The sequence below is a fragment of the Leisingera sp. genome, from assembly GCF_034669605.1.
Taxonomy (GTDB): Bacteria; Pseudomonadota; Alphaproteobacteria; order Rhodobacterales; family Rhodobacteraceae; genus Leisingera.
In genome coordinates, this window is sequence record NZ_JAXMOX010000010.1 from 1 (window position 1) to 13,807 (window position 13,807).

The 13,807-nt window shown below is 65.2% G+C and carries 11 protein-coding genes; 3 read left to right on the forward strand and 8 right to left on the reverse strand.

Annotation, left to right across the window (positions count from 1 at the left end; genetic code table 11):
• Both VOI29_RS02210 and VOI29_RS02215 read left to right on the forward strand, forming a co-directional pair.
• Window positions 1–1,196 (forward strand): AAA family ATPase (locus tag VOI29_RS02210; RefSeq protein ID WP_323775813.1); only part of this gene is annotated, 1,196 nt, incomplete at its 5' end.
• Window positions 1,196–2,185, forward strand: a complete 990-nt coding sequence (locus tag VOI29_RS02215) for a M23 family metallopeptidase (RefSeq protein WP_323775814.1) — start codon at window positions 1,196–1,198, stop codon at window positions 2,183–2,185. The genes VOI29_RS02210 and VOI29_RS02215, both read left to right, overlap by 1 nt.
• Before the next feature lie 428 nt (window positions 2,186–2,613).
• On the opposite strand, the gene VOI29_RS02220 is transcribed toward VOI29_RS02215, so the two are convergent.
• The 3 genes from VOI29_RS02220 to VOI29_RS02230 form a co-directional block, all read right to left on the reverse strand.
• Window positions 2,614–4,455 carry a peptidoglycan -binding protein gene (locus VOI29_RS02220; RefSeq protein WP_323775815.1) on the reverse strand — a complete coding sequence of 614 codons (1,842 nt, stop codon included), beginning with the start codon at window positions 4,453–4,455 and terminating at the stop codon, window positions 2,614–2,616.
• A 3-nt stretch (window positions 4,456–4,458) separates the two neighbouring features.
• Window positions 4,459–5,649: a biopolymer transporter ExbB gene (locus VOI29_RS02225; RefSeq protein WP_323775816.1), complete on the reverse strand. Its 1,191-nt coding sequence runs from the start codon at window positions 5,647–5,649 to the stop codon at window positions 4,459–4,461.
• 76 nt (window positions 5,650–5,725) lie between these two features.
• Window positions 5,726–6,256 (reverse strand): gamma-glutamylcyclotransferase, encoded by a 531-nt coding sequence (locus tag VOI29_RS02230; protein WP_323775817.1) that lies wholly within the window; start codon window positions 6,254–6,256, stop codon window positions 5,726–5,728.
• Window positions 6,257–6,323: 67 nt separating this feature from the next.
• Between VOI29_RS02230 and VOI29_RS02235 the strand changes: the two genes are divergently transcribed.
• Window positions 6,324–7,322 (forward strand): DUF2125 domain-containing protein, encoded by a 999-nt coding sequence (locus VOI29_RS02235; protein WP_323775818.1) that lies wholly within the window; start codon window positions 6,324–6,326, stop codon window positions 7,320–7,322.
• A gap of 191 nt (window positions 7,323–7,513) precedes the next feature.
• Here VOI29_RS02235 and VOI29_RS02240 read toward each other — a convergent pair whose 3' ends face one another.
• The 5 genes from VOI29_RS02240 to VOI29_RS02260 form a co-directional block, all read right to left on the reverse strand.
• The gene (locus tag VOI29_RS02240) at window positions 7,514–8,335 is read right to left on the reverse strand and encodes an extensin family protein (RefSeq protein WP_323775819.1); all 822 of its coding nucleotides are present in this window, start codon (window positions 8,333–8,335) and stop codon (window positions 7,514–7,516) included.
• Window positions 8,332–9,264, reverse strand: a complete 933-nt coding sequence (locus VOI29_RS02245) for a prephenate/arogenate dehydrogenase family protein (protein WP_323775820.1) — start codon at window positions 9,262–9,264, stop codon at window positions 8,332–8,334. The genes VOI29_RS02240 and VOI29_RS02245 overlap by 4 nt, the downstream gene beginning before the upstream one ends.
• On the reverse strand, window positions 9,261–10,346 hold the full coding sequence (gene hisC / locus VOI29_RS02250) for a histidinol-phosphate transaminase (protein WP_323775821.1): 1,086 nt from the start codon (window positions 10,344–10,346) through the stop codon (window positions 9,261–9,263). The genes VOI29_RS02245 and hisC overlap by 4 nt, the downstream gene beginning before the upstream one ends.
• A gap of 126 nt (window positions 10,347–10,472) precedes the next feature.
• On the reverse strand, window positions 10,473–12,119 hold the full coding sequence (locus VOI29_RS02255) for a peptidoglycan-binding protein (protein ID WP_323775822.1): 1,647 nt from the start codon (window positions 12,117–12,119) through the stop codon (window positions 10,473–10,475).
• A gap of 197 nt (window positions 12,120–12,316) precedes the next feature.
• Entirely contained in the window at window positions 12,317–13,741 is a 1,425-nt protein-coding gene (locus tag VOI29_RS02260; protein WP_323775823.1) for an aminotransferase class V-fold PLP-dependent enzyme, read from the reverse strand.
• Window positions 13,742–13,807 lie beyond the last annotated feature (66 nt).

A 13,807-nucleotide genomic window follows, 5' to 3' on the forward strand; every position in this document is an offset into this window, starting at 1 on the left:
AGGAACATCACGGCATCAAGTTCACCGGCGATGCGATCAAGACCGCGGTGGAGCTGTCGGCCCGCTACATCAACGACCGCAAACTGCCCGACAAAGCCATCGACGTGATTGACGAGGCCGGCGCCGCGCAGCATCTGATCATCGAGAGCAAGCGGCGCAAGACCATCGGCGTCAAGGAGATCGAGGCGGTGGTCGCCAAGATCGCCCGCATCCCGCCGAAAAGCGTTTCCAAGGATGACGCCGAGGTGCTGAAGGACCTGGAGAAATCGCTGAAACGCGTGGTGTTCGGCCAGGATGATGCCATCTCCGCGCTGTCCAGCGCCATCAAACTGGCCCGCGCCGGCCTGCGCGAGCCGGAAAAACCGATCGGCAACTACCTGTTTGCAGGCCCTACCGGCGTCGGCAAGACCGAGGTGGCGAAACAGCTGGCAGACCAGCTGGGGGTGGAGCTGCTGCGGTTTGACATGTCGGAATACATGGAGAAACACGCGGTCTCCCGGCTGATCGGCGCGCCTCCGGGCTATGTCGGCTTTGACCAGGGCGGCCTGCTGACCGACGGCGTCGACCAGCACCCGCACTGCGTGCTGCTGCTTGACGAGATGGAAAAGGCGCATCCGGACGTCTACAACATCCTGCTGCAGGTGATGGACAACGGCCAGCTGACCGACCACAACGGCCGCACGGTGAATTTCCGCAACGTGGTGCTGATCATGACCTCCAACGCCGGCGCGTCGGAACAGGCAAAGGCCGCCATCGGCTTTGGCCGCGACCGCCGCGAGGGTGAGGATACCGCCGCGATCGAGCGCACCTTCACGCCGGAATTCCGCAACCGTCTGGATGCGGTGATCTCCTTCGCGCCGCTGGGCAAAGAGGTGATCCTGCAGGTGGTGGAGAAGTTCGTTCTGCAGCTGGAAGCCCAGCTGATGGACCGCAATGTCTCGATCGAACTGACCCGCAAGGCGGCGGAATGGCTCGCCGACAAAGGCTATGACGACCGTATGGGCGCGCGGCCTTTGGGCCGGGTGATCCAGGAGCACATCAAGAAGCCGCTCGCCGAAGAGCTGCTGTTCGGCAAGCTGACCAAGGGCGGCATCGTCAAGGTCGGCATCAAGGACGGCAAACTGGAGCTGCGCCTGGAAGGGCCAAGCAAGCCGCGGATCTCCGGCGACAAGCCGCCGCTGCTGACCGCAGACTGATGCGCCTTGCCGCGCTGGCAATCGCAATTCCGCTCGCCGCGCCCGCCGCGGCGGGCGATTTTCTTTTGCAGTTCCCGCTGGACTGCACCCTGGGCAGCAGCTGCCATATCCAGCAGTTCGTAGACCATGATCCCGGCCCCGGCGCCACGGATTTCACCTGCGGCGCGCTGAGTTATGATGGCCACAAGGGCACAGATATCGCCCTGCCGTACCTGTCGGACATGCAGGCAGGCGTATTGGTGCGTGCTGCGGCAGGCGGTGTTGTCCTTGGCACCCGCAACGGCATGGCGGACCAATATGCCACCGGCGGCAATGCCGCGGAAATCGACGGCAAGGAATGCGGCAACGGGGTGGTCTTGCGCCACGGCAACGGATGGGAAACCCAGTATTGCCACATGAAGCGCGGCTCGGTCCGGGTGGAAAGCGGCATGAAGGTCAAGCCTGGCGATATCCTGGGCGAGGCCGGTCTCTCCGGCAAGACCCAGTTCCCGCATTTGCATCTGTCTGTGCGCAAGGATGGCGCGGTGGTGGATCCCTTCGCCCCGGACAGCCTGGGCACCTGCGGCGGCCCTGCGGCCAGGACACTCTGGGCGGATCCGCCGGCCTATCAGCCGGGCGGGCTGCTGGGGGCCGGTTTCAGCGCCGCAGTCCCCCAGTACAGTGCGATCAAGGCGGGCAGTGCGGACGCCGCACCGCTGGCTGCGGATGCGCCTGCGTTTGTGTTCTGGGCCTTTGCCTTTGGCGGCCTGGCAGGCGACCAGCTTGACCTGACGGTGACCGGACCAGACGGCGAACTTTTCTCCCGCCGCGAAAGGCTCGATAAAAACCAGGCACAGTTTTTCCGTGCCGCCGGGCGCCGCCTGCGCGGCGGGCAATGGCCGCAGGGCAGCTATACCGGTACCGCCCGCCTGTTGCGGGATGGCCGGCAGGTAGACAGTTTCACCCGCAGCATGGTGATCGCACCGCCGGAAAACCCTGCCTCCCAGTAGCCCGCCTCAACATGCCCGGCCACGCCGCCTCCCGCCTCCCCGTTTCCCGCCCCGCGGTGGCCGGTCTCAAAGGAGCAGGCCCTGTGAAGCTGCGCCGCCGCAGCGGCCGGGGCGCAAGCTCTGGCCGCTGCCGGGCCCAACGGGTGCGGCTGCCCTTGCGGCGGCCGGCGCCGGGCGGGAGCCGCCGCCTGCGGTTTCCCAGGCCGGGCCCGTGCCGCATGTTCCGGGGCCGGAATTTGATAACTCCCGAATTTGCAATAGATTTAAAGGGGCCCTGCTGCCCGGCGGGGCCGCAACCCGTGCGTAGCTAGTAGCTTGTCTCCATTGGTGAAGCGGGTTGCACCCTGCCGGGAGCGGTTTTGCCGGCAACGACGCGCAGATGACCGGCCGCAGCCGCCGCGGCGCATGCCCCGCAACCGCAGTCCCGCTTATTTTTCCGTGAACTTCAGCTCAATCCGCCGGTTCTGGGCACGCGCCGCGGGGGTGTCCGCAGGGTTCACCGGCTGATACTCGCCAAACCCATTCGCCGCCAGCCGCGACGGCGGCACGCCAAGCGCCTCCACCATATAACGCACCACCGACAGCGCCCGGCCCTGGCTGAGCTCCCAGTTGTCGGAGAATTTCGAGTGTCGCAGCAGCGGCGAGGTATCGGTGTGGCCATCCACCCGGATGATCCAGTTGATCTCCTGCGGGATCGCTGCCACCACGCTTTGCAAAATTGAAACCACCTTGGCAATTTCCACCTGCCCCGCAGGTGACAGGGTTGCACTGCCCGGTGCAAACAGCACCTCGGAGGCAAAGACAAAGCGGTCGCCCTGGATGCGCACACCCTCCTGATTGCCCAGCAGATCCCGCAACCGGCCAAAGAACTCCGAGCGGTAGCGCTCCAGATCCTGCGCCTTGCTGGCCAGCTCCGCAGCCTCTGCTTCCAGCCTCTTGCGCTCCTGCTCTTCCAGCAAGCGGCGCTTGCGCTCCTCCGAGGCCGCACGCGCCAGTGCCGCATTCAGATCCTGGCCCAGGTTTTGCAACTGCACCTGCTGGGCGGTGTCGCGGGACTGATAGTCATCCAGAATGGCCTGCAGCCCGCCGAGCTGTTCGCGCAGCGCCGCAACCTGCTGGTTCAGCAGAGCGGTTTCGCGGCGGGCCTCTTCGGAAATGGCCTGTTCCTGCGACAGGGAGGCCCGCGCCTGCGCCAGCAGAGCCGCGCGTTCTTCGGCGAGGCTCAGCCGGTCCGCGGCGCTGGCCTCGGCGGTTTCCTGTGCCGTCACCGCAGCCAGCAGCCGCTGGCGCAGCACGTCCAGCTCGCCTGCCTGGATCTTCGCTGCTGCCAGGGCGGCCCTGGCTTCGGCCAGCTCTGCCGCCAGCTTGCCGGCCTCCGCATCGGATCCGGCGCGGGCGGCCTCCAGTTCTGACAGCTGCGCATCCAGCTGCTTTTTCGCAGCCTTGGCTGCCGCCAGCAGGGTCAGCGTATCCTCCGCCTCCTGGCGCTGCGCCTCCAGGGCCAGTGTCATAGCGGTGAGTTCGGCATCGGCATTCTGCAGTTTGTTTCGCAGGGCTTCGGCTGCCGCGGCCTCGGCCAGGCGGGCGGATTCCTCGGCGCTAAGCTGCTCTTGCAGTTCGGAAATCCGGGCGGTCCGTTCGCTGCCTTCCGCCTCCAGACCTGCGATCAGCGCCTCCATTGCTTCGCGCTGTGCCGCCGCAAGCCGGGCGGCCTCCATCTGCAGATCAATCTCGCCGCGGGCTTGCGCCAGGGCGAGAGTCAGGGCCTCCTGTTCGCTCAGCAGTTCGGCGCGCGCGGCCTCCAGGCTTTCGCGTTCGGCGCTCAGATCCGCAACCCGCGTCTCGGCGGCATTGCGGCTGGCGATCAGGGCCGCCACCTGCGCCTCAAATCCAGTGATCCGGTCGGCAGCCTCGGCCAGTTCACCTGCCTGCCGGTCGCGCTCTGCGGTCAGGGATGTGATCAGGCTGCGGGCCTGATCCAGATTCTGCTCAGCCGTGTTGAGGGTGGACGTCAGCGCCCCAAGCCGGGCCGTCAGCTGGTTGTTCTCGCGCTCCTCCAGCCCCAGCGCCGAGGCCAGCGCGCTGACCTCTTCCGACAGCTCATCCAGCTGGCTTTCCTGGCCGGTGATCGTCTCGCGCAGCACAAATTGCACCACCATGAAAATGGTCAGCACAAACATCAGCACCAGCAGAAGCCCGGTCATCGCATCGACAAACCCCGGCCAAATCGAGGCCTGGAACCGCTGTCCTGTGCGCCGGGAGAGGGCCATTGGTTATTCCTCCGCCTCGCGGCCGGATCGACCGCCGCGGGACAATCCGCGCGGGCGGGCAAAGGCCCTGACCATAAGGTCGATATCCTTGCGCAGCTCGCTCAGGCTTTCCTGGCGGCCGGCCGAGATTTCCTCGAGAATGCGCAGCATCTGCACGTCGATCGAGCGCAGCCGCATCCGGCTTTCGGCGTCGATGCCGCCCTGTTCGCTATGGGCGCGCAGGATCTCGGTCAGGGCTTCCTGCCCGACGGCCACCCGGTCAAGCGCCGCGATGACGGTGCCGGTCCGCTCCTGGCGGCGGTTCATTTCCTGAATGGTTTCCACCAGGTCGCCCAGCTTTTGATCCACCGCCGCGCGGCCTTCGGAGGTTTCGGCAAACATTGTCTGCAGCGCGTCCATCTGCTCGGCCATATTGTCGAGCACCTGAGAGACCACGCCGCTGTCGCCGGCGCCATCCTCGCCCGAGGAGAAGCTGACGCGGGTGATCGAGGACAGCCATTCCTCCAGCTCGCGGTAGAACCGGTTCTGGCCGTGGCCCGCAAACAGCTCAAGCAAGCCGACAATCAGCGAGCCGGCCAGGCCAAGGAGAGATGAGGCAAACGCCACGCCCATGCCGCCCAGCTGCGCCTCCAGCCCGGTCATCAGGCGGTTGAAAACGGTGATACCTTCCTCGCCCTCCTGCGGGGCCAGGCTGCGGATGGTGTCGACCACAGCGGGAACGGTGGTGGCCAGGCCATAGAATGTACCCAGAAGACCGAGGAAAATCAGCAGGTTGACGATATACCGGGTAATCTCGCGGTCTTCATCGATGCGGTTGGCGACCGAGTCCAGAATGGAGCGGGTGGAGGCCGACCCAAGCTGCATCCGCGCACTGCGCGACCCCAGCAGCGAAGCCAGCGGCGCCAGCATCGACGGCGGGCGGCGGTGCTCCTGGCTGTCGCCGGAGGCAAAGCGTTCGATCCAGCGCACCGAGCCGATCAGCTGCACCACCTGCCAGAAACAGGCCAGCACCCCGATCACAAAGACAAAGACGATAAAGCCGTTCAGCCAGGGGTTGGCCTCGAACACCGGCAGCACCCGCGGCAAGGCCACAAAGGCGCCAAAGGCTGACAGCGCCAATGCGATCAGCATCATGATGATCTGCCGCACCGGCTGGGAAAACTGCGGCCGGGTTTTGCGGTCTGGCTGCGCCATATTGCTTGGCTCCTGACACGTTGACTGCTCTTATTGGGTCGCAGCCTATAAGCAAAGTGTCAAAAGCGCCAAGGCTTTATGCGGTGATTTCCCGCACCCGGCTTGCCAGCCAATCCAGATCCTGGTCATGCAGGCCGATCTCGGCCAGATGGCTGGCAGTGTTATATAGATATTCGCTATTGGGACCGCGCCCGCCCACCGCATGGGCAATCATCTGCGCCTGTTTCTCCAGGCTGAGGCCGCCGCAATACTGCACATGGTGCGGGTCGATCACATAGGTGACGGCGGTGACAATGCTGCCATCCGCCAGTTCCACCTCCAGATCACGCTCAAGATACGCCGAGGAGATCAGCTCGCGCGCGCGCAGTTCAGCCAGGGTCTGTTCTTCGTGGCCGGGCTCAACCGACAGGGCCAGCCCCTTGCAGTGGGCGCCTTCGGTCTCGTCCAGCGCCAGCACCAGGCCGGGGTGGTCCTCGGTGCCGCGGTGATGGATCGAGGTCATGCAGAAGGACCGCGCATAGCGATGCAGCACCGCCACCTCGCGGCGTGCCACCGGGAAACCCGGGTTCCAAAGAAGCGATCCGTATCCGAATACCCACATGGTCATGTCGTCTGGCCCTTTCTGCTGCCCCTCTATAAACAGCAAACCTGATCCGGACAAAAGAGGCTAACCGATGCGCCTGGCAAAACTGGTGATTGCCGCCCTGATGGTCTGGAGCCTTTATTGGGCGGCGGCGGCCTGGGGGCTGCGCAGCGGCGTTGCATCCTGGTTTTCCGAACAGGAGCGCCGGGGCTGGCAGGCTGAATTTTCCGCGCTGGAGACCAGTGGCTATCCGTTCCGCCATATGACCCGGATCCTCCGGCCCGTGCTGGCCGATCCCGGCACCGGCGCAGCCTGGCGGGCGGATTGGCTGGAACTGGCAAGCCCTGCTGCCTGGCCCGGCAAGCTGGACCTGCACTTTCCGGCCACAGCACAAAGGCTGTCCTATTTCGACCGAACGGCGGTGATCACCGCGCGGGGCCAGCAAGCCAGCCTGCATCTGGCGCCAGGAGCGGCGCTGGAGTTGCGGGGGCTGTCGCTGGCTGCGGGGCCCTGGCAGATCGCCCGGAGCGGCGAGACGGTGCTGAGCGGCGCGGCGCTGGATCTGCGCATGGTGCAATCAGACAGGCCCGAGATCTACCGGGTTACGGCAGAAGCTGCCGGGTTTGCCCCGCACGCCGCCTGGCGGCGTCTGCTGGCGGCCAGTTCGGCGCTGCCGGACCGGTTTGACACGCTGGCGCTGGAGCTGACGGTGGCGTTTGATGCGCCCTGGGACCGGGCCGCGCTGGAGCAACGGCGGCCGCAGCCGCGCCGGATCGATCTGAAACTGGCCGAGGCCCGCTGGGGCGATCTGCGGCTGAAGGCCGCCGGAGCGCTGACGGTGGACGCCCAGGGCCTGCCGGAGGGCGAGATTGCGCTGCAGGCGGAAAACTGGCGCGGGCTGGTGCTGATGGCAGAGCGCAGCGGCGTGCTTGCACCCAGCCTGCGCGGCACGGTTGAGCGGGTGCTGGGCCTTTTGGCCGAGACAAGCGGCAATCCGCGGAACCTGGATATCACGCTGGGGTTCTCCGATGGCTACGTGACGCTTGGCCCCCTGCCCCTGGGCCGCGCCCCGCAGCTGGTCATCCGCTGAAACGGCCCGCGCGCGCAGCGCGCCCGGCCCAAGGCTGTAATGTGCCCTTGGGCACCTTCAGGCACGGGAGCACGGCTGCGCATGTGCCCGGCTTCGTTTTCAGCAAGCGGGCTGTGCGAGGCTTTGCCGCGCGCTCCGGGATAATCTCCGGCCTGAAGCAAGGAAGGCGATACCGCATCCGGCTGATGGCTTCAGCGGCAATAAGATCCGCCGCGGTGCCGGGCCACGTCCAGGTGGAAGTGGTCGCGGTGATAGCGGTCCGCCTCCGGCCCCAGCACGGTTCCAAAGGGACCGCAGGCTGCGCGCCAGACTTTTTTCAAGGTCTTGCGGGTCTTGCGGGTCTGCCAGCCTTTCAGCACCGTCACTGTCTCGCCGCTGGCCAGGGTGAAACCGGAGATATCGATGGCCCGCCCCTTGCCATGCTCCGAAATCCTGGCACCGGGGCGGTTGTTGCGGGTGCGGCACGCATAATGCGCGGCCACCCGCAGGGAGACTACCTTGTTGCGGCGGCCGAAAGCGGTTTCCACCTCGCGGTTGATCCATGTCTTCAGCGCGCGGGCCGTGTTGCAGGTCATCAGCGCGGCCTGGCTAAGCCGCACCCCGGCAATTTCGCGCACCCGCACCGCATCCTTGGCGCCGCAGCCGGGCAGCGTGCCGGAGACATGGCCAACGCTGTCGCCCTGGATATCAAGATCGCCGCAGACCGATCCCTTGCGCCGCTTGCGGCGCTTGAACAGGGCCTGCTCTGCCAGGCTGTCCGGCCGCGCAAAAGGCAGCAGCGAGGCGTCCGGCCCCAGCAACGGCAGACCTGAGGGGCGCACCGCTGCCGCCAGGATCTGTTCGGATTGCGGACGCGCGGCCGGGCGGCTGCCGGGCGCGGGGGCAGTGGCGGAAATCCCGGCGCCTGGCGCTGCCGCCGGACGCGCGGCGGGGTGCAGCGATGTTTCCGGTGCTGCGGCCGGCGCGGCCCCGCCCAGCAGTGTTGCCAGCAGCAGGGTGCCCGCGCGGATCATTTCTTCTGGCCCCGGCCGAAGTCCGGCGCATCGGTATCCTGGCCGGCCTCGATGATGCCGCGCCGGATGGCGCGGGTGCGGGTGAAGTAATCGTGCAGATGCGCGCCATCGCCGGTGCGGATGGCGCGCTGCAGGGCAAACAGCTCCTCGGTGAAGCGGCCGAGGATTTCCAGCGTGGCGTCCTTGTTGGTCAGGAATACGTCGCGCCACATGGTCGGGTCCGAGGCGGCAATCCGGGTGAAGTCGCGGAAACCGGCAGCCGAATACTTGATCACCTCGCTGTCGGTCACCCGGCGCAGGTCATCGGCCACGCCCACCATGGTATAGGCAATCAGGTGCGGCGTGTGCGAGGTGACGGCCAGCACCAGGTCGTGGTGATCGGCGTCCATCTCGTCCACATTGGCGCCCATGCCTTCCCACAGCGCGCGCAGTCGGGCGGTGGCATCCGGGTCGGTGCCCTCAACCGGCACCAGCAGCGACCAGCGGTTGTCGAACAGCTCGGCAAAGCCGGATTCCGGGCCGGAATGCTCGGTGCCGGCCAGCGGGTGGGCGGGCACGAAATGCACGCCTTTGGGGATATGCGGCTGCACGGCGTCGATCACATGGCGCTTGACCGAACCGACGTCCGACACCGTGGCGCCGGGTTTCAGCAGCGGCGCGATGTCTTTCATCACCGGGCCCATGGCGCCGACCGGCACGCAAAGCACCACCAGATCGGCGTCCTGCACCGCCTCCTGCGCGCTGTCGCAGACGCGGTCGCACAGACCGATGCGGCGGGCGGTTGTGCGGGTTTCTGCGCTGCGGGCATAGCCGGTGACCTCAGCTGCCAGCCCAGCGCGTTTCATTGCCCAGAACATCGAGGAGGCAATCAGGCCCAGCCCGATCAGCGCCACGCGGCCATAGACCGGCCCGTTATTCTGGCCGCTCATGCCTGCCGCTCTTTGAATGCTTTGACCGCCTGCGCCAGGCGGCGGCAGGCGTCTTCGTCGCCGATGGTGATGCGCAGTGCGTTCGGCAGGTTGTAGCCCGCCACCCGGCGCACGATCAGACCCTGCGACTGCAGGTAGCTGTCGCAGGCTTCGGCCTCGGCCTGGCTGGCAAAGCGCGCGAGGATGAAATTGGTGCTGGAGACATCCGAAGGCACGCCCAATTCACCCAGCGCATTGGCCAGCCATGTGCGCCATTTGGCGTTTTCTGCCCGGCACTGTGCGACGTAATCCGTATCCCGCACCGAGGCTTCCGCGCCGGCCAGCGCGGTGCTGGAGACGTTGAACGGCCCGCGCACCCGGTTCAGAACGCTGATGATCTCTTTGGGGCCATACCCCCAGCCGATCCGCGCACCGCCCAGACCGTAGATCTTGGAGAAGGTGCGGGTCATGAAGACGTTGCTGCGCGCGCCTGCCGCTGCAGCGCCGGCATCAAACCCTTCGACATATTCCGCATAAGCGCCATCCAGCACCAACAACGCGCCTGCCGGAATGCCTTCGGCCAGCCGGGCCACCTCAGCCTCGCTGATCATGGTGCCGGTGGGGTTGTTCGGATTGGCGATGAACACCAGCTTGGTCCTGGCGGTGCAGCCTGCCAGCAGCGCGTCCACATCGGTCACCCGCTCGCGTTCTTTGACCTCTACCGGTGTGGCCCCGGCTGCCAGCGCGCTGATGCGGTACATGGCAAAACCGTGTTCGGTATAGAGCACCTCGTCGCCCGGACCGGCATAGGCCTGGCACAGGAAGGCGATGATCTCGTCACTGCCTGCGCCGCAGATGATCTGCTCCGGCGCCAGCCCGTGCACCTCGCCGATTGCCTGCCGCAGTGCCGCGTGATCCGAGCTGGGATAGCGGTGCATGCCGGCCGCCGCGTCCTGCATCGCCTGGATGGCGCGCGGGCTGGGGCCAAAGGGATTCTCGTTCGAGGAGAGCTTCACAACATTGCTCACCCCTTTCACATGGGCAGCCCCGCCCTGATAAAGAGCAATGTCCATGATACCGGGCTGCGGTGTGAGTTGGGTCATAATACGGGCTCCTTAATTCCTGCCCGTTCTAGCGGCCCAAAGGCTTGTGGGGAAGCGCCAAGATGACGCTTCCCCCGTGCTGCCGTCCCCCCCGGGCAGCAGCCCCCAATGACGGAGCAGCCGGCGTTAATGCGCCGCTGCCGACTTGGGCATCTTGCGTTTGGCTTCGGCCATGATGATTTTCTGGATCTTCTTGCGCAGCTCCATGTCCTTGCGCATCGCCTCATTGGCCTGCTTCTGCATGGTCGAGGCCGATTGCGAGCCGTCCGAGCTGGTCAGCACCTCGCCTGCGTATTTGCTGAATGACTTGCCGGAGATCTGCTTGGCAATCTCGCCATAGATCGCGTCGCCGTGCAGCTTGATGAAATCCTCGGTCGCCTTGGTGCCGTATTTGGCGATCAGATCCTTCTTGACCGCGCCCTCCATGGCAGCGGGTGCCAGTTTGGTCTTGAGGAATTTTTCGGCCGCACCGGTGAAGCCCGAGGAGAATTTGTCCAATGCCTTGCCTGCACCTGCCGACATGATGCCCGCGGTCAGGATCTTGGCAACGCTTTCCTTGATCTCCTTGGTGTTCGGCGGACGGCCCTTTTCGATCAAGGGCTTGGCCAGGCCGATGGTTTCCTTCAGCGCCTCGGTCACCATGGCCTCGCCGGCCTTGGATTTCAGGAACTTCTCGAAGAAAACCTTTACCGCCTTTTTCGGGAATTCGCGCGAGAGTTTCGAGGCTGCGGCCTTGGCCAGATCGTCGGCAAGCCCTGCCGACAGCTTGGCGGTCAGCTTGCCGCCGGCAGCCCCCGCAAGACCGGCAATGAAACTGTCGATGAAGACTTTCTTGGCCGCCCCGTCCCAGGTCACCTTGTTGCCCGCCAGATGCTCGCCCAGCTGGCCGGCGCTGGATTTCAGTCCCTCGGTGCTGGCCGCGGCGATGGCGTGGGCCTTGGCCGGGGACATGCCCTTGGTCGCCACCAGACGGGCCGTCATATAGGTTTCGACGACGGCAAAGGAGACCTCGCGCACCACCTCCAGCTTCCAGACGATGCCGCCGGCCGTGGCGATCCGCTGATCGATGAATTTCTTGAAGGCCTTGCCGCCGGTGTTATAGGCTTTGGAAGCCTTAACATCCTGTTTATAGACTTTTTTCCAGTCCGGCTTCTTTTTGCTTACAAATGTTTTCAGCAGGCTGGATTCAGACCGCGCGTTCAAGATCGGCGTCCAGGGCGGGTCGGTCTTGTCGTTGACCACGCTGACCGCGAATTCCGTCAGCGCGTTCAGGAAGGTATCGTTGCCCTGGCGGGTGCTTTCGACCTCGTTGCAGAAATCAACCCAGGATTCCGCCTGGCCGTACATCATGTTGGCCTTGGCCAGCAGCTTGCGCCGCAGCTCCTCCTGCCCGGCTTCGAACTCGGCCACGGTGATCAGCTTGGTCTTGCCGTTCTCGACAACTTCAATCCGCTCCACCTTGGTGTCGGCGGAATGCTGCGCCGCCAGTTTTGGCAGGCCCGCATTCCAGGTGCGCATGCCGGGGTCGACAATGCCGTCGGGCTTTTTGAAACCCAGCTTCTTTTTCTGAAAATCCTTGATCGTGCTGATCAGCCCGGCGTCGCATTTGGTGCTGACTTCAATGGAATAGCCGTTTGCCTTAAGCATCAGGCGGACCAGCTCGACATCTGCGGGGGCGTTTTTGACCGGCTTGAATTTGCTCTCGCCGGTCTTGGGGTCTGGTTTGGTGATCCGTTTCTTGTCACCAACCGGGGCGGAAAGCTTAAGGGCCATAACAGTGCTCCAATCAATAAAGTACGGTTTCAGCGTGCCACGCATCCGTCCGCGCCGTCGCGGGGGATTTGACCTGCATATTCCCCTTTAATAACTGCGAGTCGATACCTACGTATTAACGGCATGCGAGGAGCTTTCCTGACCCGGGAAAGCACCCCGTTTGTTCGGGCCCAGGCGGCCAGCCCGTGTGTTTGAACCTAGGCGACCAGCGCCTGGAACCGCGCGGTTTCCGGATCGGCATCGTAGCGGGCGGCAAGCGCCCCTGCCCTTTGGGTCAGATCGTTGACGCAATCAATAACGTATTGCGCGGTCTCCTCCTCCATCAGATATGAGAAGTTGAGCCGGACCCAGCCGGGTTTCTTCATTTCCTCGCCGGCCTTCAGATCAGCAAACAGCCTTTCCGATTCCGGCCGGCCAATGCCCAGCAACCGGTGTGCATAGGGTCCTGCACAGGCGCAGCCGCCGCGGGCCTGGATGCCGTAGACGTCGCTCAGCATCCGGGTGAACAGCTGCTGGTGCAGCGGCCTGCCCGCCCCGTCCGAAACCAGGAAGGAGAAGATCGGCAGCCGGTGCGCATCGCGGTGGCCCAGGATTTGCAGCTGCGGATTGCCGGACCAGCCCGCCCAGGCCATGTCAGCGAACTTGGCTTCACGGGCTTCGATCTGCTCCTGGCCGACGGCCTCTTTCACCAGAAAGGCCAGCGCTGCGCGGATGTCGCCGATCACATTCGGCGTGCCGGCCTCTTCGCGGGTCGCCAGGTCCAGGCTGTATTCATGCTGCCACGGCGACACAAAGCTGACGGTGCCGCCGCCCGGCCAGGACGGGCAGCGGCGGCGCACTGCGCCTGCGTTGACCACCAGCACACCCGAGGCACCGGGGCCGCCCGGAAACTTGTGCGGCGAGACCACAACGGCGTCTTTGCGCGCCGCCCCGCCCTGCCCCATGTCGATTGGCAGATACGGCCCGCCGCCGGCATAGTCCCAGACCGCCAGTGCGCCATGCGCGTGCAGCAGGCGGCTGATGGGATCGGGATCGGTCAGGATGCCGGTGACGTTGGAGGCAGCCGAGAAACTGCCGATTTTGAGGTCGCTGTCCGCGTGCTGTTTCAGGGCGCGTTCCAGAGCTGCCAGATCCGCGCCGCCCGCGGCGGCCTCGGGGATTTCCACCACCTCCGCCTTGCTTTCGCGCCAGGGCAGGATGTTGGAATGGTGTTCATAGGGGCCGATGAAGACAACCGGGCGGACGGCCTCGTTCACGCCGAACAGGCTGACCAGCCGGTTGAGCCCCGCGGTGGCGCCCGATCCGGTGAAAATCACCGCATCCTCCGCGGTGGCACCGGTCATGCGGGCGATCTCGCTGCGGGCCTCGCGGCGCAGGCGGGTCATCCGGGTGCCGCAATAAGACGCCTCGGTATGGGAATTGGCATAAAAGGGCAGCACCTGGCCTGCCACATATTCCTCGACCTGGCGCAGCGCCCGGCCGGAGGCGACATAGTCGGCATAGACCAGCGGCACCTCGCCATCGAGACCGGAAATCATCACCCCGTCGCCGATCACGCTGCGGCCCAGGGCGCCGCTTTGGGCCGCCTGCCGGATGGTGGTTTTGAATGCTGCCAGGGTCATATCGCGCCTCCGTAATCTGTTGAGGCATAATGAACTGGCTTTAGCGGATAAACTTAATCATTCACT

Bases quoted from the DNA above. Each gene is read 5' to 3' on its own strand.
- VOI29_RS02220 (WP_323775815.1), bottom strand. From the start codon at position 4,455: ATGGCCCTCTCCCGGCGCACAGGACAGCGGTTCCAGGCCTCGATTTGG.
- hisC (WP_323775821.1), bottom strand. From the start codon at position 10,346: ATGACCCAACTCACACCGCAGCCCGGTATCATGGACATTGCTCTTTAT.
- VOI29_RS02215 (WP_323775814.1), top strand. From the start codon at position 1,196: ATGCGCCTTGCCGCGCTGGCAATCGCAATTCCGCTCGCCGCGCCCGCC.
- VOI29_RS02235 (WP_323775818.1), top strand. From the start codon at position 6,324: ATGCGCCTGGCAAAACTGGTGATTGCCGCCCTGATGGTCTGGAGCCTT.
- VOI29_RS02245 (WP_323775820.1), bottom strand. From the start codon at position 9,264: ATGAGCGGCCAGAATAACGGGCCGGTCTATGGCCGCGTGGCGCTGATC.
- VOI29_RS02225 (WP_323775816.1), bottom strand. From the start codon at position 5,649: ATGGCGCAGCCAGACCGCAAAACCCGGCCGCAGTTTTCCCAGCCGGTG.
- VOI29_RS02230 (WP_323775817.1), bottom strand. From the start codon at position 6,256: ATGACCATGTGGGTATTCGGATACGGATCGCTTCTTTGGAACCCGGGT.
- VOI29_RS02260 (WP_323775823.1), bottom strand. From the start codon at position 13,741: ATGACCCTGGCAGCATTCAAAACCACCATCCGGCAGGCGGCCCAAAGC.
- VOI29_RS02240 (WP_323775819.1), bottom strand. From the start codon at position 8,335: ATGATCCGCGCGGGCACCCTGCTGCTGGCAACACTGCTGGGCGGGGCC.
- VOI29_RS02255 (WP_323775822.1), bottom strand. From the start codon at position 12,119: ATGGCCCTTAAGCTTTCCGCCCCGGTTGGTGACAAGAAACGGATCACC.